Consider the following 23,382-nt stretch of genomic DNA (forward strand, 5'->3'; position numbering starts at 1 on the left):
AATTTATTTAATCCCCCTTACACTTTCTCTTTCAATTAATTTCAATGAAGTATCATTATTTTCTTTCAGCTCTCTTCCCTCTATTAAATCTAAAATTCCTTGAGCTGCTTTAATACCAATTAGTTCATAATCAAAAGCTACTGTTGTAAGTGTAGGGTATGAAACACTTCCTATATCATATCCACCAAAACCTGCCACTGAAATCTCATCCGGAACCTTAATGTTATTTTCATGTAAATATCTAAGTATCCCTAAACAAATATTATCTGTTGCACAAACTATAGCAGTTGGCTTATACTTCAATACTTCTTCTCCCTTGTTATATGCGCTAATAAATGAGAAGTCTGTTTCTATAAACTGAACATTACTCTCTGGATTACCTTCCTTAACTGCATCGAAAAATCCATTTTTACGATCGACCCCTACAGCTTTATCCCATTCATTTACACCAATAAAAACAATATTAGTATGGCCCTTAGCTGTGAAGTAACTTCCCATCATCTTTCCAGCTTCATAATCGTCTATTTTTATATAATTGATGAATTCGTTCCTCTGACCTGTAAAAATAGTTGGAATACTAAGTCTACTGATCAATTCAATATGTTTTTTAGTAATAGCCATAGAACTAATAATTATTCCGTCAACGCCTTGTTGATGCAAACTGTTAATATTTGACAATTCCTTTTCTATATCTAGTTCACTAATTAAAATAATTCCTTGATATCCATTTTCCCTCAACTTTTTATTAATACCAGTTAAGACTTTACCTATTGTCACTGAATCAATTCTAGGAATTACAATCCCAACCAATCCACTTTTCTTAGTTTTTAGTCTTTTAGCAAAAAAATTTGTTTCAAATCCTGTCTTTTCAATTGCTTCTTTTATCTTTTTAGCATTCTCTTCACTAACATATCCATTATTTAAATACCTAGAAACACTGCTCTTAGATACATTGACCATATTAGCAATATCTTGAATTGTAACTTTTCGATCCATATTTTCCTCCACCTAAGCTTTAATTAATACTATTATATATCATTATTAAATATTATTAAAAAATAACTTATGGCTTTGTGAAATTGAGCCTAGTTATTATATAAAAGCTTGCTTAATCTTATTTATATATAACATGATAGACTTAACAAAGACTATTTTCTACGATAAATCTATCTGATTTATATTAGTATGAAATTCATGAAGCATATCTATTTTCTCATATACTAAAAAATATTAAGTGAATATTTTTCTTTGAGATTTTTTTATCAAAAATTATTTTGTAATATATTCTAAAAATATTTCTACTCTTCAGCCTTAAAAAAGAAGTAAGTTAAGCAAAATGCTACTGCTATTGCCACTCCATTTATGAGTAAATATCCACCTAAATTGCTCACATACAATAACATTCCAGGTATAGCTGTAATTCCCATTCCTGTGCCAGCCAAATTAAGAATTGCTGCAAGCATACCACCTGCTGATCCTCCTGCACAACCAAAAGCGAATGGTTTTATAAATCTAAGATTAACACCAAATATTGCTGGTTCAGTAATTCCTAAGAATGCTGGAACTGCTGAAGAAATATATAGTGAACGCTTCTTTTTATCTTTTGTCTTAAAAGCTACCGCTAAAGCTGCTGAACCCTGTGCAACAATGCCACAAGTTATCATTGCATTAAATGCATCTTTTCCTGTACTTGATAGAAGTTCAACTTCTAATGCATTTAATGCATGGTGAACTCCTGTAACAACTATAAGTTGATGAACTCCTCCTATTATTAATCCTCCAATTCCAAATGGAAGGCTCATAAACATCTTGATTGCCCCAAAAATTAATTGTTCTGCATTATGCATTATTGGCCCAACTACTAGAAGCCCTAAAATCATTGAAATTAACAATGTGATAAAAGGTGTAACTATTAAATCAAGAACATCTGGTACTACTTTTTTAAGAGCTTTTTGAGTCTTAGCCGCAATAATCCCTAGCACTAATGCTGGCAATACAGATCCTTGATATCCTACAACCGGAATACTTAATCCAAGTAATGAAAGATGTATTGGCTCAGCTGTTCCCCCTGCTACTGCATAAGCATTCGGCAAACTCGGGGACACAAGCATCAATCCTATAACTATACCTATAACTGGCGTACCACCAAATTTTTTCATTGTTGACCAAGCGACTAAGGCTGGTAAAAATGCAAATGCTGTATCTGTTAGTACTTGAGTGAAAAGAACAAAGTTTTCATTCATTTGGACTCCTAAGTTTTGTATAAGTCCTCTTAATCCCATAAATAGTCCTGTTGCCACTAATACAGGAATTATTGGAACAAATACATCTCCAAATGTTCTAGATAATTTTTGTAATAATGACATATCGCTATATGCATCTTCTTTAACACTAGAATTAGCTAAATCAGCTGATTCTCCAACTATTGCTGCGTAAACTTTGTTTACAAATCCAGTTCCCAATATTATTTGGTATTGTGCTGCTGCAAAAAATTGACCTTTAACTCCATCAATTGCCTCAATTGCTTTTTCATTAATTTTCTCTTTATCTTTAAGTATAAGCCTTAACCTAGTCGCACAATGTTCTACGGATTTAATGTTCTCTTTCCCACCAATATGCTCTAAAATCTCTTTTGCTACTACTTGTTCTTTCATTAACATACCCCTCCTAATATAAACTCATTCCCAAATCGTTTTCATAAAACTATGATACCAATTCCATATATGTCATGTCAATACTTTTTTCTAATTTTAATACTTCTCCTAATTCTGCCTCCTATTCATATGAAAACCTCTACTTATATCTCTTTAAGCACTGTAAAAATAATATTCAGCTTACTCTTATTCTTTAAGCAAATTTTTCAATTATAAATTAAAACTAATTTTATGATATCAGTTCCGTATATATTCTCTTAAATTCATAGTTTCTTTATTTTAACAAAAAAAAGAAAATCTATTCCCCATTTTTAATTAAAGGAATAAATTCTCTTTCATGTATTTGTATTTTATATATTTATTTAAAATGTCATTTTTTGAACATAAATTATTTTAACGATTTTCTCCATTTCTGCATTTAACGCTAATTGAACTCTTTTGTTATTGTTTAGCTCAAATGTATATATATTTAGGTCGCTTATATTGGTGTTATAATATGCTGCTACACCTTTTTTAAGTGCATTTTTTCTCTCAGTAGCATATACTCTTCTAACATCATCTTTATTAATTTTTTGGGCAATTTTTCTTCTGCTTGCATTATAAACTCTTGTTATAGTGATATCACCGTTGAATAGCTCATATTCATAATCAATATACATTAAATAACTACCCACAAAAAATGCTATAGACACAATCGCTAATGCTATTGCAATTATAGGTAATGCAAAAACAAACATTATTGTAATTATCCCAAATACTATTGATAAATTTCTAAACATATTGCTAAGTCTCTTTGGTCTATCTGATGGAATAAATTGTTCTAAAACAACCTCCATATTTCCACCCCTTTCTCTTATCCTTATACTAAATATTTTAAAGTATTTATGGATAATATCAAGTATTATTATTTGTCCAAGCCATTATACTCAGTATTTAAATCTTTAATTTTTGTGAGATATTACATAATTTTATAGCCACTACATGATTCAATAACTTCTTAGTTCTTAAGCTTTATTTTTATTTAAAAAATTTTATGGAAAATAAGAAACCCTAACTGCGATTTCACAGTTAGGATTTATAATATAAATATAATATATAGATTGGGTGCGAAATTATTGGTTTTGTTGGACTTTAATTTTATGAATTAACGCTTTCTTAAGCTTCCATAAACATCTTCATATCATCTTCTACATTAGTAATTCCACCAATTCCGAAGTTATCTACTAATACTTTAGCAACATTTGGTGAAAGGAATGCTGGAAGTGTTGGTCCTAAGTGAATGTTTTTAACGCCTAAGTGTAATAATGATAATAATACTATTACAGCTTTTTGTTCATACCAAGCTATGTTATATGATATAGGCAATTCATTTACACTCTTTAATCCGAATACTTCTTGAAGCTTTAGTGCTATTACAACTAATGAATATGAGTCATTACATTGTCCTGCATCTAATACTCTTGGGATTCCACCAATATCACCTAAGTTTAATTTGTTGTATTTATATTTTGCACAACCTGCAGTTAAGATAACTGTATCTTTTGGTAATTTTTCTGCAAATTCTGTGTAGTAGTTTCTTGATTTAGCTCTTCCATCACAACCTGCCATTACAAAGAATCTCTTTATAGCACCAGATTTAACTGCATCTACCACCTTATCTGCTAAAGCTAAAACTTGGTTATGAGCAAATCCACCAACTATTTGTCCTTTTTCTATTTCTGTAGGAGCTTTACATTTCTTGGCCATTGCTATAACTTTAGAGAAATCTTTTGTCCCATCAGCCTTAGCTTCTATATGAGCACATCCAGGCATTCCTGTAGCACCTGTTGTAAATAATCTGTTCTTATAAGAATCCTTTGGTATAACTATACAGTTAGTAGTCATAAGGATTACTCCATTGAAGCTTTCAAATTCTTCTTTTTGTTTCCACCATGCATTACCATAGTTTCCTGCAAAATGACTATATTTTTTAAATTTTGGATAGTATTGTCCGGCAAGCATTTCTCCGTGAGTATAAACATCTACTCCAGTTCCTTCTGTTTGCTCTAGTAACATTTCTAAGTCTCTTAAGTCATGTCCTGAAATTAATATTCCTGGATTAGTTCTAACTCCGATATCTACTGTTGTTATTTCTGGATGTCCATAACTTTCAGTATTCGCTTTATCAAGTAATGCCATACCATCTACACCAAATTTACCTGCTTCTAATGCTAAAGCTACATAGTCATCAACAGTTAAAGAATCATCTATTGTAGCAGCTAATGCTTTCGCCATAAATGCGTGAACTTCTTCGTTGTTATATTTTAAGTTCATAGCATGCTTCATGTAAGCAGATAATCCTTTTAATCCATAAGTTATAAGCTCTCTTAAACTTCTAATATCTTCATTTTCAGTTGCAAGAACTCCAACTTTTTCAGCTTTTGCATCAAATTCTATTGTATTGTCAGCTGTCCAAGTAGCAGCTTCTGGCATTATCATCTCTGTAGTTTGCATACCAAAGATTTTTTTGAAGAAACCACCAGTTACTTTTACTTCTCCAACAACTCCACCTGCGATAATGACTTTAGCTTTTAATTCTTCTCTTATTTTCAAAGTATCTTTTACTCTATCTAAAATAGAATCTCTATCAAAGTTTGCATTTGTAATTGTTGTAAATAAATTTTCTGTTATATATTTATCAACTTTAGCGTCAGTAACTCCAACTTTTCTTCCTTCGTTACTTACTATAGCTAATCCTTTAGTTACATATATTAATAAGTCTTGAGCCTTTGCTACGTGTTCATCTTTACCACAAACCCCTACTTTAGTGCATCCCTTGCACCCAGCAGTTTCTTGACATTGATAACAAAACATTGACATATTATGTCCCCCTATTTCTACTTTTATATAATATTTAAAATTTCTCTTTATTATTTCTCATCTTCGACAATTTAGAGTTTACTACATTCTCTTTCTTTGCTCTGTAACATACGTTACTAACTTAGAATTAATTTTTTATTTTCTATGTCAGCTCCTTGCCACGGTTATATATTACTAAAATACTCTGCTTAAATCTGTAACAATGGTTACCAAATTTCAAAAAATAGTATAAAGAAAAGAACAGGCAAATAAATCACCTGTTCTACCATTGTAATAACCTATCTATTTCGTTCTCTTGATCACTATCTATTGTTACAACATGTTCCTTTTTATCTATCGCTATTTCCTCAGATATATTGCTAGCTGTATCATCAGTAGAACTTTTTATAGATGGAGTAATTATATTTCCTCTCATTTTTTCAGCTATTAATATAGTTATATATGCAGAAAAATCTAAACCTAGGGAACTTGCTTCTTTGGATGCAAAGTCTTTGATGTGTGGAGATAACGTAATTGTAGTTTTTACTTTCTTAGACATTTTTACTCTTACCTATTATGTCATATGTCTTAACATTTATCATTTGAGCATCATCAAGAACTCTATATTCACCCAAATAGTTTTTAAGTAGTAAAGCTCCTCCACCTATAAAAACAAATCTCGAGTATTTTGACTGCTCTGGAAATGCCTGCTTTATAGCATTTATTATTTCTCCCGCCCTAAGACTCAATACATTATCTATGTCCTTACTTACATCCACTTCTTTGCCTTCTACAAATATAGTTTTATCTGCAATTATCTGCTCCGCCTTCATGCGATTAGAATAATTCACACCATACTTCGATAATTCTTGAAGGAGAATATCATAAGTAGGATTTACGCCTAAAGGGTATGTTCTTCCTTCCTTAAACTGACCATTGCTCATATATGCTATGTCTAGTGTACCACCACCTATATCTATTACTAATGTATCCCTCTCAACCAACGATTTATCATATAAAAACAATCCGGCTGACTGAGGAAAGACAACTACTTTAGTAATAGTGAAACTTCTATTCTCTCCGTTAAGCTTCATAAATACTCGCCTATTTTCAAGAGCCTTTATCAAAGAACTCTTTTGCTCCGCAAAAAACTGAGCAGGAAGTCCGGTTATAATCCTCACATTATTATCTATTGTAGACGTCATAGTCGCTGCTATAGCTGTATATAAACAGATATGAAAAATTACATCCTTATCTCTAGAGTGATCTGTACTTGTAAATCCATCATCATTACCAATTAAATATGTTTTATTATTATACTCTACAGTATATTTAGCAGTTTCTAACTCATGAACTTTTTCTTTTACTGTAGACGAAAAAGAACCTTCTATACTGTGTCCGATAAAGTTTGTTGTATTATACCCTATATCTGCACTAATTCTCATTTTTTTATCCTCCCTTTTCTTTTATATTCTATCAGAATATTTTTGTATGGCGTTTATACAATTGTTTCCTTAAACATCATCTATCAAGTCAAATATGTGTTTTTATTATTCTTTTATCCGTCACTCCTATGGTACTTATACCACTGTTGCCTTATAAGAGTAATATTAATATTTGTCACAATTGTATATATTGTACTGCTTGTACAATATCGTGTACAAAAAAACTCCTATTATTCCTGTATGTTTTTAAAATCTAACCCTAGGTCTAAACCTATATCCCCCTTCAGTTCTAATATCTCTGATTTATTTATAGATTTCATCATATTAAATAGCATAAATTCTGTAATAGTCATTCCCTGTTTTCGTGCCATTCTTTTTATAGCCAATTTCTGTTCTGTTGTAACCCTAAGCATTATCGTTGCATCCTTCATCCTATACCTCCTAATCTAAATAACGTATATAATGTAATAACGATTTATACATTGTATACATTATCACACTTTGCTTACATAATTTGTAAAATGTTAACACAAATATAATGAAATCTTTCGACTTCTTTCGAACTTGTTGATTACTAGGAATAGTTACTAGCACTTCTAAGCTTCCTAATTCGTTTATTTCCTATAGATTTCAATCCAAAATATTTAAATCGTATATTCTATTTGAATTACTTTTTATGGTGTTTATACGTCTGATCATTTATAAATTATTATTTTAGACCAAAAATTTTTTTTAATATTCTTCTGTGAACTCTTTATATGTTATTTATACCATCAGTCCCTTATGTAAATTTACTAAATACTTTTTATGCTGTTAATAGTTTTTTATTTTGTATTTTTTATTATCTATACATTCTATACAACTTAACAAATTGAAAATTCCAATTTAACAGAATAAAAGTATCAAAATTAGAATTATTGCAGGAATTCTTATGGCAAGTATGTTTATATCTGCAACTGCAGTACTTACGTCAACAACAAGCAAGGTCATATGGCGATAATAAAGGGAACTTTAAAACTGTTCTTGATAATTTAGTAACAGCCGGAATAATACTAAATAAAATTTAAAAACACGATAATTTGGGTGTCAGATACAAGAAAATGTAATCTGACACCCTTTCTATTTTCTCTTATGCCGTTTCATTAAATTGATAATATCGTATAATATCAGTTTTATTTCTTTGGAAAGTAGCTTTTAGGGATTAACCACTTAAGAACCCGTACATTATTAAATTTATATAGCAAAAACGTATTTCCTATAAGATCTAAAATGCAGTAAATATTCTATCATTTTTATCACCTATTTCTTACACACTCTAATACTTTTGGATTATACATCAAAAAAGAGTTATAAGAAACTCTTATAACTCTTAAAATAATCAAAACTATCTTCTGTTATTTTGTTGCTTTCTAGCTCTTCTACAATCTGGACATCTTACTGGTTCGTTATCGAATCCTTTTTCTTTGTAGAATTCTTGTTCTCCAGTTGTGAAAACAAATTCATTTCCACAATCTTTGCATACTAAAGTCTTATCTTGCATATTAAATTCCTCCTTCTAAATTAAAGATTAATATCGATTCATATAATTCTCTAAAAGGAGAAATGCATATGTCTTTAAAAAACCTTTTTTTATTACAAAACTTATTATAACAGCTTTCATTTTAAATATCAAGCTTTATTTTCACTAATATTTATATTGCTATTATTTAATGGTCTTAATTTATGAATGGTTAAAAATTATAAGAAAAGATTGTAAGATAACTCTCAATATAATACATCACAAATAGTGCTTTAAACATTCATAAATTTATTGTAGTATACACTATATTTTACTTAAAGTATAGTGCTTTGGCAAATTATATGATTATATAATTTAGAACATTCTAACTAGCAATAAAATCAGGTTTAATTGTTACATGCAATTATTAACATTAATAGGCGCAAAACAGAAATGAAAAAGATGACTCAACCCTAATGATTAAGTCATCTTTTAATATATAATGGTACTCCCAGCGGGATACCGCTCATATATTTATTCACTTTTATTCAATTGCGTCCATATACTCAAAGCTTGCTATTTTACTGCATTTAAATACATACTCATATATACTAAATCCAACTTAATTTTAGTATGATATTTACAATGTGTCCCCTTAGTGTCCCTCTTGCAATCAAAAAATATTTTTTTTTACTATAAAATTTTTATAATTTAATAGATAATATGTACTAACTGTACTAACTAAGTTATATCAATATACTAATCACCTTTCTGTATGTACTAACTATGTACTTTGTTGTACTAAATTAAGTTTTAATTTAAACTACCTCTTAAATAATTTAACTAGCTAACCCTTATTTATTATACTTTTTTTCAATTATCCAACACCACAATGCCCTAATAGCATACAAAAGATCTGTATAATGAAATTCCCAAAAAAACACACAAGTAAAAACTATTTTTAGTAAATAATAAGATTATTAATATTAATTTAGGTAGGGCATAAAAATGTATATCGTATATATTCACACTAATAAGATAAATAATAAGAAATATTGTGGGATTACAAATAATATTCAAAGAAGATGGCGTCATAATGGAATAGCATATAAGCCATATAAAGGTAAACTTTCAAGTAGGCGTTTTTGGAATGCAATTTGTATATATTCATTTAATAATTTCAAGCATGAAGTATTATTTGATGATCTCACATTTGAAGAAGCATGTATAAAAGAAATAGAAATAATTAAAAATCTTAATTTAGCAGATGAGAAATATGGATACAATATGAATTTAGGTGGAAATGGAGGTATAATATATAAAGATCACCCCAAAGGCATGTTAGGTAAAAAACATACTGAAACGTGGAGAATAGAGCATTCAAAAGCAATGACAGGAGAAAACAATCCATTCTATAACAAACGTCATGAGTTTCACCCCAAAGGCATGTTAGGTAAAAAACATACTGAAGAAACTAGATATAAAATAGGTTGTTTTAATAGGGGGAAAAGATTCAGCATTGAAACTAGAGAAAAAATAGCTATTGCTAATAAGGGTAAAACTTTAAGTTCTAAAACCAAAAATAAAATTAGTATTGCAAATAAAGGGAGATTTAAAGGTGGCAAAAATCCAGCATCTATAAAAGTAAAAGTTACCTTCCCAAATGGAATTGTAACAGAGTACCAATGCATAGAAGATTTATATAACGATTTAAAAATCTCAACGACTTTATATTATAAATTGCGGAATTTAAATACACCATATATCCCAAAAGGAAGATCATTAAATTTATATGCACACTTAAAAGGTATATTAATCAATACCATATAGGATATAATAAGTAAAAACTAAAATTTGTCATTATAATCGTACTTTTATACTAAAGAATATTATGCACTCTGTAATTTACACAAATATCCTATACAATTATTTCTAAAAATTCATTTCGGGAAAAATTTGCGTTTAAAATATGGGCTTGTGGTGTCAGCAAAATTCAAAAATGGTAAAAAAATAGGGGGGGGATCAAATAATTATTGATTTATCCAGCCCCTATATGCTTTTAATTGTTCCTAATATCCCCGATTCCTATAATAATTATATTACTTAAATTCATAGAATAACAACACCAACGACTTCTGGATTCAATGCCATCCAGTCTACTTATATATTAATATAGTCTTAATCCCGCTTGTTTACTCGCTTCATTGTCTATAATAAATTGCCATTGTTCTATTAATTTTATTCTATTGGTTGTAGTAGCGGTTGTAGTACAACCTTATCCCTCTTATATTTTATATAATATATATTTTTTAATACCAATTACTATAAAAAAATATTAACCTCATTAACCTAATATCCTTTAAAACGAGTAATATCAATGTTCTTAATAGGTTAGATTTTCATTCTAAAATCTTAACCTTGGTTAATAAAAAATTTAACCTTATTATATATCATTAATCAAACTTAGTTTAATGAAAAATTAATACTTAGATTATGGATTATAGCAGACGCTTGGTCGTTAAGTTGATATTTCTACTATTGTATTCTGTATTAATATTGAACTTCACATATATTATTATATTTATTAAATTTTTATACCGAGAACTCCAGGAACAAGCGAGTTCTAATTATTTAATCTTCAATATAACTCAATCCGTGTTATAATGTCATTCTTGTTTTAATTTATTTTTAACAATATTGTTTTATATTATTCTATGAGGGGTAAAATTATTTTACCTCTCTTTTTTTATTGAGCATATTTATTAATATAAATTAAATATTAAATGTATTTGTCTACTTGTCTTCTGATACTTAAACTTAGTATTATCAGTGGTTTGTTGTAGACAAAAGTTATTTTTAAAAACCATCTACATTTGTCTACTAAAATTTAAAAAGGTATTCACCCTGTAGATGAATACCTTCATATTATTAATGTATATTTTTTATTAAATCAACTTATTTTTTTATAGTACTCCCATCGGGTAAAATATCGATTGTCTTATAAGATTCAGCAATATAATTTCATATCTTATAAAACCTTTATAAATCATAATCTATACACTTTTGAGTATTTTATAATTTTTTATTATTTTTTGCTTTTGAAAATAAAATAGTACAATTTCAAGTAATATTAGTTATAACATATCTCTTTTATTTTAATCTATTTTCGTACAAATCGCTTTACTATTGTTTTTAAATAATAGTTTAAACTTGAACTTTTATTTAAATTGCATTGTTCACAAAGCAGTTGATAATTATCTTTTAATTCATCTCCAACCATTTTAAACGGTACAATGTGATCTATACAAGAATTTACTATATTAATTCTACAATGACACATTTCACATTTATATTCTTGCTCTAATAACAAAGCTCTTTTTTCTTCATCATTTAATTTTTTTCTTATATCATTTTTTCTTAAATATGCAATTATTAATGAAGATATATATTCATAATCACAATCCTGTAATTTCATAGTTATAATGTTTTCTATTAATTCTCTAAGTATAACATTTGTATCACCTCTTCTTAATTTGTTCTTTAATATTTCCTTATTGCTTTCTCTTTCTAGATGGTTGTATATCTCTTCAAAAATAGATAATAGAATCATATTTAACACTATTTCTTTAACACTATCTTCTTTTATATCATTATTAATTAATAATTTATCTAAGTTCATATTGCTTCCCTGCTATATACTCAATGGATCAAATATACTATTTTCTTTAATACATTCATCTTTTAGAAGATTTCCATTGTTTTTTGCCAATATTATAGTACCGCTCTCACTTCTAAATGATAGCTTAATTTTATCATCTTGAAATACAGATTCCCCGTTAGTTATACTATATAACTTTCTTATTATATCTTCTACATTCTTTTCATTTAAGGGCTTTTTAAGATCTCTAAGAATTTCACAAACATAAGGAAAAATGTACATCATATACTTCAACCCAGTTATTTTTCCTAGTGTATGTTTACTATCAGTAAATGCGCTATTATAAACATTTTGCCATCCTTTTAAATAGTTACTTATTAACTGTATTTGTGTACTCTCGTCTTGTTTTGATATTAATTCATAACTTTTAGATTTATCAAATATTTTAGAAACTTGAGTTAGCTTAAAACCATTACTAACCTTCTTCCCCCCAATTATGACCTTATCCTTTAATGGAGAGATAGTTTCTTCATTTAGGCTTATTACCAAATCATATAATTTATCTTCCCTCGAACTCAGCAAATTTAAAGATTTCTTCATTTCTCTCAACACATTTTGTTCCATCTTCTCTTGTTTGTCATTAGTTATCATAAATAATTCTCTTATTTCATTTATTGTTAAATTTATAAATATATTAAATGACATATCATATACTTCATCATCTTTAAAATCTATATCCCTATATTTCTCCATAAAAGATATTAATCTATGTTGCCCATCTATTATATCTATACATCCATAATATTTCTGAAATTCTTCATAAGATTCTGGAAACAATAAAAAATTCTCTGTCGCTTCATTTACTACTCCCATTGGATATTTTATATTTAGTATTGGAGCGTTAGGAATTATTCCTTTAGCCTTTACTTCTTGACCCTTATCTTCTGAAATCCTTGCTCTACCTGAAACATATTCAGCTATTTCCTTTACTTTTTTCTCCAACCAAGGTCTTTGGGCCTTTTGTCCTGTTTTAGGAGCCGGTACATCAACTAACTTAATAATATCCCGTGGATTGCATACCATTGTATAAAAAATTTTACCTTTTTGTTTTACTTGCATTAACCTTATCTTCTTCAACTCCCCCATCCCTTTCACATACAGATAACATTATGTATATAACTGTCTTTTTATAATTATATGTTTTATAGATTTAATATAATAATACATTCATAGAAATACTTTACTAGTTCAAGCATTATATTTTTATTCTTTTGTATGGCACTTATACCACAACTACTTACAAGTTATTTATCTATGATAAATGGATATAATTTAATATTCTTTTTTATGTTATTCATATTGTATTAATACCACAATTACCTTATTAAGACTAATACTAAACAGAATTGTATTGCTTGTATCTACAATATATACAAAACTAAATAAAAAAATAATAACCAAAAGGATGTTTATATCCCCTTGGTTATCTCCAACACATTAAAATTTAAAATTTTTTTATATTAAATGAACCCTCGACTTCTGGAAATGTGGTAATTACACTTATACAATTTCATATTACCATCAAATACTCTTATACTGCCATATCCCTTTTATTTAAATACTATTTATTTTACTCATTACCTTTTTATGCAATATAAAAAACGTTGTAATATTTTTATATTAGAATTATTATTATACACATACCTAAATTTAGTATATATTTTTCATTTTATTGTCTTTTAAGGTTGCTGATATAGACATAATAAAATGTACCCACTTCGCAGGCGAATACCTCAATGCTACGAATACATAATTTACATATATATTATCTCATCCATCCACTCAGGGATTCTCCATCCAGATCTTCTTGCAATATCCATCCTTTGCTTGACTGATAAATTGTTAGGATCTTTAATCAACCTATGTCTAGATAGCCATCCAATAATCAAATCTCCTTCGGTATCACCATTTAATGCAAGTTCATACCACCATGAGACCACAGTATTAATTTTATCAATACTAGCCATAATTTCATCCGCTTTATGCCAATCCTCTTGTTTTTGACAACCACACGCATAACAAAGTGCGTAGTTAATTATATTTACTCTTTGTTTCAATCGAAGCCCCTCTTTTAGTAAGATTCCGATATCATTTACTCTAATTATTCCTTTTACTTCTTTTCTTCTTAACATATATGTTAGATCATTACCAGCAACAACTGATCCCTTTTCGAATGCCTTATCAAATAAAAAAGTAGCAGTTTCAAACTCTTTCCTTTTGTAATACTCAAATGCTATATTTCTTAGTTTATCACCATTCGAATTGCTAATAACTTCATTAATATATTCATCACCAAGTTTCTCATCCCTATTATATTTTATTCCATATTTCAGTCTTCTACCAATCTCATATTTAGCCTCAGCACAACCAATATTCAGTGCTTTTGTGAATTTTTTTTGCCCCTTACTTACAGATCTCTTTACCCCATTTCCCTCTATATATCTAAGCCCTAACTCATATATAGCTTGAGGGTGTTCCACTCGTGCGGCTGCTTTGAGATGCTTCAGTCCATTCATTTTGCTTCTATTATCTGATTTTAGAAAATAGTATTCACTCAATATTTCATGTAATCGTGCGTACTCAATTTTTTTGCTCTTACTATTAGAACCAGTATTTTCTTGCTTTATTACTTCATCCAAAATTCTTAATGCATCCTCAATATTTCTGTTTCCATTCAAATCATAAAGTAAAGCTTGGCTTAAGTTATTAGCTGCCATAATGTTTCCTTCCTTTATTAATTCTCTTAGAATCTTCTCTCCCTCCTCAAAGTCATAATTTAATCTGTCTCCACGTATAAGTCTCTTTCCAAGCTCTAATTTTGCTGGCTTATAATTTTCTTCTGCAATTTCTCGCAAAAGTCTTTCACCTTCATCTTCATCATGCAAAATATCATTACCTTCCAGTAACTCATTAGCTAAAATAAGTTTCGCTTCTGAGTAGCCCTCTACAACTAATTCCTTTATTATCCCTATACCTTTGTTTATATCTTTTACTTCACCGTATTCATCAATTAATTTTTTAGCATATTCACATTTTCCTTCTTTGTTATTCTCATCAACTAACTCTTCAAAAATCTTTATTGCTTCGTCAATATTTTTTTCAACATGATCGCCATCAATTAAGCGATTTGCAAGTTCAATTTTTGCCTTAGTATAATCATCATTAGCTAATTCTCTCAAGAGAAGCTCTCCTTCCCTTTTATCTACTGGTACGCCATCACCTTCTAGCAATGTAATAGCAAGTATATATTTAGCTCTTTTATTCCCTTGATTTATCATATCTCGCAATATTTTAATTCCATTGCGTTGATCTCTATCTACACCTACTCCACGTATTAATCTATTAGCTAAAATAATTCTAGCTCCTTCATTCCCCTCATCAACAACTTCTTTTAGAAGCATTTCTCCATTTTCTTTATCCTTGTCAAGTCCGTCTCCATCTAATAACCTTAATGCTATACTTAATTTTGCATCAATTAAGCCTGAATTCATAGCCTCATATAACAGTTTTCTTCCTTCATTAGCATTGTTGCAGAGGCATTCACCATCTAAAAGCTTTTCCCCAAGTGAATATTTTGCTTCTACAAATCCCCTGCCCATAGCCTCTCTAAGCAACATTTCGCCGTCTTTAATATCTCTCTTTAGACCAGCTCCCTCTATGAGCCTTAATCCTAAATGATATTTAGCTAGTACATAACCACTATCAGCAAATTTTCTTAATAGATATTCCCCATGCTCTTTATCTTTTCTTAATCTATATCCACTAAGAAGTTCATTCCCAAGAAAAATTCCTGCTTCGGCATACCCTTTTTGGGTTAATTCCATTAATATTCGTTCCGACTCATTAATATTTTTTCTTATTTTCCCATTACCTAATAACTTTTTTGCTAATCGTAGGTTCGCCTCAAAATTACCACTTGAAGCGGCCTTTCGTAACAATTCTTCACCTTCACCATCATATGTTTCATTATATTTTCCTTCAACTATAAACGTACCTAACTCCATCTGAGCCTTAACTATGCCTTCTTCAGATAAATTTTTAAGCAGACATATTCCTTCATTTATATTTTTTGAAAGTCCATCTCCATATACTAGTCTTGTTGCAAGGATAATATTTGCCAGCACGTTTCCTGATTCAGCAACATCTCTTAAGATTTTCTCTCCTAATATTAGATTTCTTAGAATTCCATCACCATCTATTAATCTATTTGAATAATCATTTTTCGCTCTCGTATAATTATTATCTACTAGTTCTTTTAAAAGGCTTTCACCTTCTGGTTGATTCTTTTGTATTGATGAACCATCAATCAATCTATTCGCTAAATTGAGTTTTGCTTCCTTATCATTGTTATCTACTAATTCTCTTAATAACCTTTCTCCTCTTACTATATCTCTTTCAATACCTCTTCCATCTAATAGTCTATTTGCTAGTAATCGCTTAGCATCATTACTCCCTTGATCATAAGCCATGTTTAATAGTTTTATACCTTCATCTAAATTCTGTTCTATTCCTTCTCCATCCAGAAGCCTAATTGCTAAATTTATAAGCGCATCTTTTGATCCTTCATCCACTAGCTCTCTTAAAAGCTTTTCTCCCTCTATTAAATTTTGCTTCAATCCATATCCATTAATTAATCTATTTGCTAGTATTTCTTTTGCCTTTTCATTTCCTAAGTTACAAGCTTCTCTTAATAGTTTTTCTCCAAGCGCTCTATCTTGCTTTCCCGAATAACCATATATTAATGCGTCCCCAAGAATCGTTTTAGCCCAGATATCATCATTCCTTACAGCATCCTCTAAATATCTGAATGCCATATCATAATCTTTTCCAATTACATCTCCATCTAATAAAATACCACCAATAAAAACCTTCGCCTTTATATATCCTAATTCAGCAGATTTAATCAAATAACTTTTTCCTTCAAATTTATTGGCATTTATACTTTTCTCTAATACTAACCTTCTACCTAAAATAAACAGTGCTTTTGGATCATCATTAGACACTAATTCTTTTAGAATAGATTCTCCTTTCTCAACATTTGTTTTGATTCCATTTCCTTCAATAAGTCTTAACGCATATTTTATCTTTATTGATTTATCGTCTAATAATAAACATAAATCTAGGCACTTAGTAGCTATATCTTCCATTTTTAAGCCATCACTAAAAATAATGTTTGAAATATTAAATAAGAATTTACTTTCATTCTTAATTTTTAATTCATCTAAAAAATTGTCTATTTTATTTTGAAAAAATTCTCTACTCAATCTCTTTGAATCTCTCCAATATTGCATAAATTGACAAATAATCTTTGTTGAAATACTTTTGTCATTTGAAAACCATTTAAAAATACTATCTATATATTCTTCAATGTCCACTCTGCTGAAATAAAAATTTACTACATATTCACTAAAAGCCCTACTCGCTAATTTAACTCTATACGAATCAATCCCTTCAACTTGACTTCTAACCTTAATAAATACCTTTCTATAAAAAGGTAACTTATGGTTAATGTTTTTATTTTTGAAATATGATTGTATTAACTCAATATCTAATGAACATACTGGCTCAAATAAAGATAATAATATCAGTATCTCTTGAGAAATGCTTTTAACTTCTTGTTCAAAATCTGACCACTTCTCGCATGCTTCTAAGAATAATTCATTTTCATCAGTATCAAGCCTCACTAGTGAAAACTTACCATCTTTTAATTTAGTATCATTACTGATTTCAACTATTTTGCCTGGTTTGTTTGAAAACCTATTCCATACATTATCATTAAAACTTTTTCCTTCACCATTATTATCTTCATCTAAAACATTTGTTAATAATGGTATTTCATCTCTAGGTATATCTTTTAACTCTATTAATTTTACATCGCGATGTCCTTTTAACCACTTAATATTATCTGGATCTGATCTTAAAGATATAATTATAGATGCATTCTGCGGAATATCTTCAGGTAAAAAGTTAAAATCATCAATATTTCTTACTAAATTATCAATGCCATCTAATATAATTATTGCATTGCCGCATTCGGATACAAGCTTGCTCAAAATTTCCTGAATAATTCTTTTACATGAAATGTAATTTATTGAATTAATTCTTTCACTATGTATTTTATCAATTAATCTAGCATTTGCTTGAGAAACAATAGATTTCATCATTTCTGATATATCATTTGATTGTTTTCCAGAATGGTATAATACCGACGTTATCCAAGGTGCAACATTAGTAATTTCTCCTGAATACCTACCTATCCCTTCTGTTTTCATAGACATTCTTTCAGCAATCTTAGATAATAAACTACTCTTACCAGACTGCTCTTTTCCGTGTAACGCTATAAACTTATTACTTACAATTTGATCATATATTTCACTTATATAATTCTCTCTTCCTTTGAAAGTCTTTAAGTATTTTCTTTGTTCATCGGTTATCATATTTAAGAGTATTCGAATTTCATTATCTTCAATATTATTTACAATAAGGTTTTTAGTTTTTTCAATAATCATATTCCTATTTCTGTATATGCTATACAATACAGTGGTAAGTCCTTTTGAAATAATTTTATAGTAATCTTTCTCGGATATAATATTACTGTTTTCATACATGTTTATATTACTTATAGTTACAAAGCAGCTTTTTTCCACTTCATCTATTCTACTACCTTTATCCCTATCATCTGTATTCTTTAATAAAAATAAGCTAGTAGCTCTTTCATTAATAGAACTATCAACTTCACTTAAACACAATACTTCACTTAAATACCTAATCCATTTTGATATGAATCCAATAAATTCTCTAATAATATCTTCTTCAGTTGACTCTGTTTTTTGGCTTTTAATTAAATTTTCTAAACTATCCATTACATCTAAGCTTAAGTCATAATTTGAATCTTCTTTTAACAACTTTATAATCCTATTACCTAATATTAAGATTTGCCTTAAATTTACTTCTATTTCGTTAAATTGGTCGCTGCTTTTTAGTATATTAAATGTAGCTTTCTTAAAAAGTCCACTATATTTTAAAAAGAGTTCATTATTTGTATCTAAATCAACAAACTCATCTTTTTTTACTACATCAATGCTATTCCAATATATATTTTTTATTATTTTAGTCATTGTATTCATTTCAAAATCTACTCTTTTTCCATTTACTTCTGTAATTCTATCATTATACATTGGAATAGATTGTTGATCTCTCTCAGTTTGTTTAATATTATAAGGAATTATATCACTCGTAGCAGCAGATTCCTCTTTTGACTCTGAAATTATAGACTCAAATTTTTTTTTTAACCTTTTTATTGAGTATTCTCTTATACCATTATTATACTTTCTTGTATGAGCTATTTTCCAAAAATCTTCTCGTTTGTCCCAAACATTTAATTCTGCATATCCTTTATAGTTTGTTAAATCAATTCTATTAAGAATAAAGCTTGGAATTGAGTAGTCATCTATAAAATTACTTCCTGAAACAAAAACATTGATATCATTTTCATCATATAATTTATCGAAATCAGGTTCATGCACGTGTCCACATAAATAAATATCAATACCACTTTCTGAAAAAGTATGGGTTAATTTTTCTCTTTGAGTTTTTTCCATCATATTAATAACATGGTGACCTAATGCAATATTAATCTTAGAATTTTCTTCCCACTTATCTATCTCTTCTGGTAATCTTGACTGACATATTAACAAATCATCTTGATACTCTTCTGTATATGATAAGCAAGTGTTTAAATTCAAAATATTAAACTTTTCTCTCTCAACCATATAGTGGGCTTCATTAGAATGCGAACAACCTTCATTGTTAATAACCTCCAAAAATTCATAAAAATATTTATGATTTCCTAATAATTTTTGAATATTATTATCAGGTATATTGTTCATTGCAATATATTGTTTTTTCTCACTTTTTATAGCTTTGATAAGCATTTTCCTATCATAATCATCTCTATCAAGATCATGATTTCCCGGCACTATGAACAAATTATGCGACTTAACATTAACTTTCTGTATTAAACTCATAACGAATTCTGACATTTCACTTAAATAATCTTTATCATAGTTATATCCATAGAATATATCTCCAGTAATTGCAACAAAGTCACACTCTATTTTTTTTTTCTCTAAATATTTTAATAATCTCTTTCTTAAATGTTTTGACTCATAATCATTAGATTTGAAATGCAAATCAGATAAATGTAACCATCTTAATTCCATATTATTTAGTCCTTTCAATATAATTATAAATTTATTCAATCTATTAAGATAATAATCGAGCTTTTTAATTAAAAACTCCATGCTCAAAATAAATTGCTAAATAATAGTACTAGTTATTATCAGATATAATATTCCCTATAATATATATAAATTTCTACAATATGTATTAATATCCTCCTTTTTTCTATAAAATACATAATTTATCACAATAAGTATAAAAATAATTAAGAATATGCTTGACTTTTAATGCCTCGAAAAATATAAGGTGTATTAATTAACTCCATAATCTAAGATTTTGATTGTCGTTGGTTTTATGCTAATGCTGAACTACACTACATAAAATTCTGTATCATCGATATTACATTTCAACCTCTCTTAATTCTAAGTTGATATATCTCATTAATTACACTACGTACCTCTAAAAAACTTTTTTGGTAATACGCTCTATTGGAAAATGTTATCTCCCTCGGTTCTTTACTAATATTTATTTTCATCTCAAAGTGGGGGGATTGTGATTCACAAAATTTTAGAATATTGCATAAAAAAAATCGCATATTCATTTATTTTTCTGAATAATACGATATTTTTAATTTGCTAAAGATTAAAAGAGAATATAAATTTATCTATTAATCCTATTCATCAAATTCAATCATTCTCTTATAAATTCCAGATGATGAATCATCTATCAGTTGTGCTTGAACAGTTTTTCATAGAAACCAATAGCACTCTTTACAGGCCATCCAATAATTGCATAGCCATACCCCATTTCCCACATTGACATTAAGCATTTATTTAACAATGCCTTTCCTATTCCCTTACGCCTCTCACTGTTCTGTACTCCTGTTGGGCCAAAATAGTTTTTAGCAGTAGCTTCAAAGCAAGCAAAACCAATAATCGTTTTGTTTTTGGTAGCAATATAGCAAGTTATTGAATTATTAGATAAAGCGGCTGTGCATTCATCTAGATATCCCTCTTCAAAATTCTCTTTGACAAATTCTAATACTTTTCTTCTATCAGGAGCCAATGCTCTTTTTATTCTAACACATTGTTTTAACAAATCATTTAATTCTTTTTCGTTGCTATTCAAATTATATAATTTAACTAACATATCACTCATTTAGATAATCCTTTCATAAAAAGAGTAATTATTCCTTACTTTATATTAATTTACTACTATACATATTTCACAAATATTACATTATTCGATTTTCAAAGAATATTTTATAGTTTGCTACGTTAAATCTACAAGTTGTTCAATAAATAAAATAACAAAGGTAGTGAGAATAGGTTAAAAACTTTTCAGGATCATAAATAAAAATAATATTATTTGATCCTGTTCATTCTTTTAACCCATTCTACCCCTAACTTTGTTAGTTTGTTATTTATACGATCATGCATCTTATCGTGACAGTTGCCGCATAATGATATTAAGTTATCACTACTAAATTTAAAATCTGGCCTTTGATCCAAAGGTATAACATGATGTACGTTATTAGCTGCAACACTCATACCATATCTTCTTCATTCTCTACAAATACATCATCCTCACATTTAAGAATCCCCTCTCTCTTTGTCCTCATATAACTTAATATATTTATACAATGTACTTCTGCCTATTCCTAACATTTTAGCAAATCCACTTGCACTCACATTTCCATATTCACCTTTTTTAAATTTATCATATTCTTTAATAAAATTACTTGGCAATTCAGCCTTTGGCCTTCCTAACACTTTCCCCTTAGCCTTTGCAACTTGTAAGCCTTGATTTATACGTGCAACTGTCTTTTCTCTTTCTTGTTGAGCTATATGAGCTTTTAGAGTTATAAATATATCAGCTATCATGTTATACATACTAGAATCTTGGATCTTTTCCCATTCATTAAGGTATGGTGTATCTAATGCAATAACTCTAATCCCATCAGCCTTTAATTTCTTAAATTCCATTATTACATCATCAGCATTTCTCCCTAGTCTATCAATATCCGTAATAATTAATATATCACCTTTCCTTATTCTAGCTTTTAACTCATTATATACTGGCCTACGCTCTGCCTGAACATTTCCAGAAATTCTTTCCTCTAGTATTTCATCAAAATTGAAATTATTAGCTGCTGCATATTGATCTAAAGTTATTCTTTGACGATCTGTTGTTTGCTTTTCCTTTTGTGTACTTATTCTCATATATCCAAATATCATAATTATAAATTCCTCTCAATCAACTTATCTTATGATATTATTATATCTGTCTATAAAATCATATGCAAATATAATAGACACTTTTCCAGACAAATTACATCCATTTATATATCGTTTAGTACCTTTTTTCTTTTTCTTTTTATGTCTATCAAATCATATGATTAATAGACATATTTTTATTATCCTAAATATTAATTTTTGAGTATACCATTATGAAAGTTTTTACTTAATGATTACGAAGCTCATTTGTAGATATTCCTTCTCATGAAGAAGTTTTAGTGTGTTCAAGCTTCGTACTTGAAACTGATCTTATAAATCGTGCAATATTTAATTTAAATAAATCAAAAAATTCCCAAAAGAATTAACTTCTAAGGGAATTTTATTAATTTATATAGTATTATTTATCTTTAAAATTATGTAATCACATAATAGATTCTGCATTTAGTTTAGTATTAAACATGATATTATTTAACTTATCATTGGTATTATATATAACTTTTAAATCATCAGAAAGATACTCTAATATATTATCATCTATTTTACTCCTTAATTTAGTCAATTCTTGATGTATTTTTTTTAATTTCAATCCTTCTTTACTTGATTTATTAAAATTTCTACTGTATATTACACTTACTCTTGTTAATAATTCATCAGCTTCCTTTAATTTATCTCCAAACTCTTGTATTTCATTTTTATTATTAAATTCTTTTCTATTCATCTAATTTATCTCCTCTTTCTTTATTTCTTGACAACTCATACATTCACAGTCTATACTAATATTGCGAAATATAGCGTTCCTTTGTGAATGCTT

16 protein-coding genes are annotated in these 23,382 nt (G+C 28.5%); 1 reads left to right on the forward strand and 15 read right to left on the reverse strand.

From position 1 onward, the window contains the following. Positions 1–3: 3 nt before the first annotated feature. The 8 genes from CLCHR_RS02540 to CLCHR_RS02575 form a co-directional block, all read right to left on the reverse strand. The gene (locus CLCHR_RS02540; RefSeq protein ID WP_079438113.1) at positions 4–996 is read right to left on the reverse strand and encodes a LacI family DNA-binding transcriptional regulator; all 993 of its coding nucleotides are present in this window, start codon (positions 994–996) and stop codon (positions 4–6) included. A 302-nt stretch (positions 997–1,298) separates the two neighbouring features. Further along, complete coding sequence (locus CLCHR_RS02545; protein WP_079438114.1) at positions 1,299–2,654, reverse strand: sucrose-specific PTS transporter subunit IIBC; 1,356 nt, start codon at positions 2,652–2,654, stop codon at positions 1,299–1,301. A gap of 362 nt (positions 2,655–3,016) precedes the next feature. Then, positions 3,017–3,490: a hypothetical protein gene (locus CLCHR_RS02550; protein ID WP_079438115.1), complete on the reverse strand. Its 474-nt coding sequence runs from the start codon at positions 3,488–3,490 to the stop codon at positions 3,017–3,019. Positions 3,491–3,809: 319 nt separating this feature from the next. After that, on the reverse strand, positions 3,810–5,513 hold the full coding sequence (gene hcp, locus CLCHR_RS02555; RefSeq protein WP_079438116.1) for a hydroxylamine reductase: 1,704 nt from the start codon (positions 5,511–5,513) through the stop codon (positions 3,810–3,812). Positions 5,514–5,775: 262 nt separating this feature from the next. Continuing rightward, a complete protein-coding gene (locus CLCHR_RS02560) occupies positions 5,776–6,051 on the reverse strand; it encodes a hypothetical protein (protein WP_079438117.1) in 276 nt (91 codons plus the stop codon). Then, positions 6,044–6,937: a ParM/StbA family protein gene (locus CLCHR_RS02565; RefSeq protein WP_079438118.1), complete on the reverse strand. Its 894-nt coding sequence runs from the start codon at positions 6,935–6,937 to the stop codon at positions 6,044–6,046. The genes CLCHR_RS02560 and CLCHR_RS02565 overlap by 8 nt, the downstream gene beginning before the upstream one ends. Positions 6,938–7,167: 230 nt before the next feature. Further along, complete coding sequence (locus CLCHR_RS02570; protein ID WP_079438119.1) at positions 7,168–7,368, reverse strand: type II toxin -antitoxin system TacA 1-like antitoxin; 201 nt, start codon at positions 7,366–7,368, stop codon at positions 7,168–7,170. 953 nt (positions 7,369–8,321) lie between these two features. Continuing rightward, complete coding sequence (locus tag CLCHR_RS02575) at positions 8,322–8,477, reverse strand: zinc-ribbon domain-containing protein (RefSeq protein WP_008425645.1); 156 nt, start codon at positions 8,475–8,477, stop codon at positions 8,322–8,324. Between the two features lie 966 nt (positions 8,478–9,443). Here CLCHR_RS02575 and CLCHR_RS02580 point away from each other — a divergent pair. Further along, complete coding sequence (locus CLCHR_RS02580) at positions 9,444–10,265, forward strand: NUMOD3 domain-containing DNA-binding protein (RefSeq protein ID WP_079438120.1); 822 nt, start codon at positions 9,444–9,446, stop codon at positions 10,263–10,265. A gap of 1,330 nt (positions 10,266–11,595) precedes the next feature. On the opposite strand, the gene CLCHR_RS02585 is transcribed toward CLCHR_RS02580, so the two are convergent. The 7 genes from CLCHR_RS02585 to CLCHR_RS02615 form a co-directional block, all read right to left on the reverse strand. Next, positions 11,596–12,114, reverse strand: coding sequence for an HNH endonuclease (locus tag CLCHR_RS02585; protein ID WP_079438121.1), 519 nt, complete (start codon positions 12,112–12,114; stop codon positions 11,596–11,598). A 12-nt stretch (positions 12,115–12,126) separates the two neighbouring features. Further along, on the reverse strand, positions 12,127–13,212 hold the full coding sequence (locus tag CLCHR_RS02590; protein ID WP_169896742.1) for a DGQHR domain-containing protein: 1,086 nt from the start codon (positions 13,210–13,212) through the stop codon (positions 12,127–12,129). A 695-nt stretch (positions 13,213–13,907) separates the two neighbouring features. Then, the gene (locus CLCHR_RS02595; RefSeq protein ID WP_169896744.1) at positions 13,908–20,375 is read right to left on the reverse strand and encodes a metallophosphoesterase; all 6,468 of its coding nucleotides are present in this window, start codon (positions 20,373–20,375) and stop codon (positions 13,908–13,910) included. A 685-nt stretch (positions 20,376–21,060) separates the two neighbouring features. Next, a complete protein-coding gene (locus CLCHR_RS02600) occupies positions 21,061–21,492 on the reverse strand; it encodes a GNAT family N-acetyltransferase (protein WP_242965982.1) in 432 nt (143 codons plus the stop codon). A 206-nt stretch (positions 21,493–21,698) separates the two neighbouring features. Then, complete coding sequence (locus CLCHR_RS02605; RefSeq protein ID WP_079438124.1) at positions 21,699–21,884, reverse strand: HNH endonuclease; 186 nt, start codon at positions 21,882–21,884, stop codon at positions 21,699–21,701. A gap of 42 nt (positions 21,885–21,926) precedes the next feature. Further along, a complete protein-coding gene (locus CLCHR_RS02610; RefSeq protein ID WP_079438125.1) occupies positions 21,927–22,571 on the reverse strand; it encodes a recombinase family protein in 645 nt (214 codons plus the stop codon). A gap of 421 nt (positions 22,572–22,992) precedes the next feature. Then, entirely contained in the window at positions 22,993–23,289 is a 297-nt protein-coding gene (locus tag CLCHR_RS02615) for a hypothetical protein (protein ID WP_079438126.1), read from the reverse strand. Between the last annotated feature and the right edge of the window lie 93 nt (positions 23,290–23,382).

Source organism: Clostridium chromiireducens (assembly GCF_002029255.1).
GTDB lineage: Bacteria > Bacillota > Clostridia > Clostridiales > Clostridiaceae > Clostridium > Clostridium chromiireducens.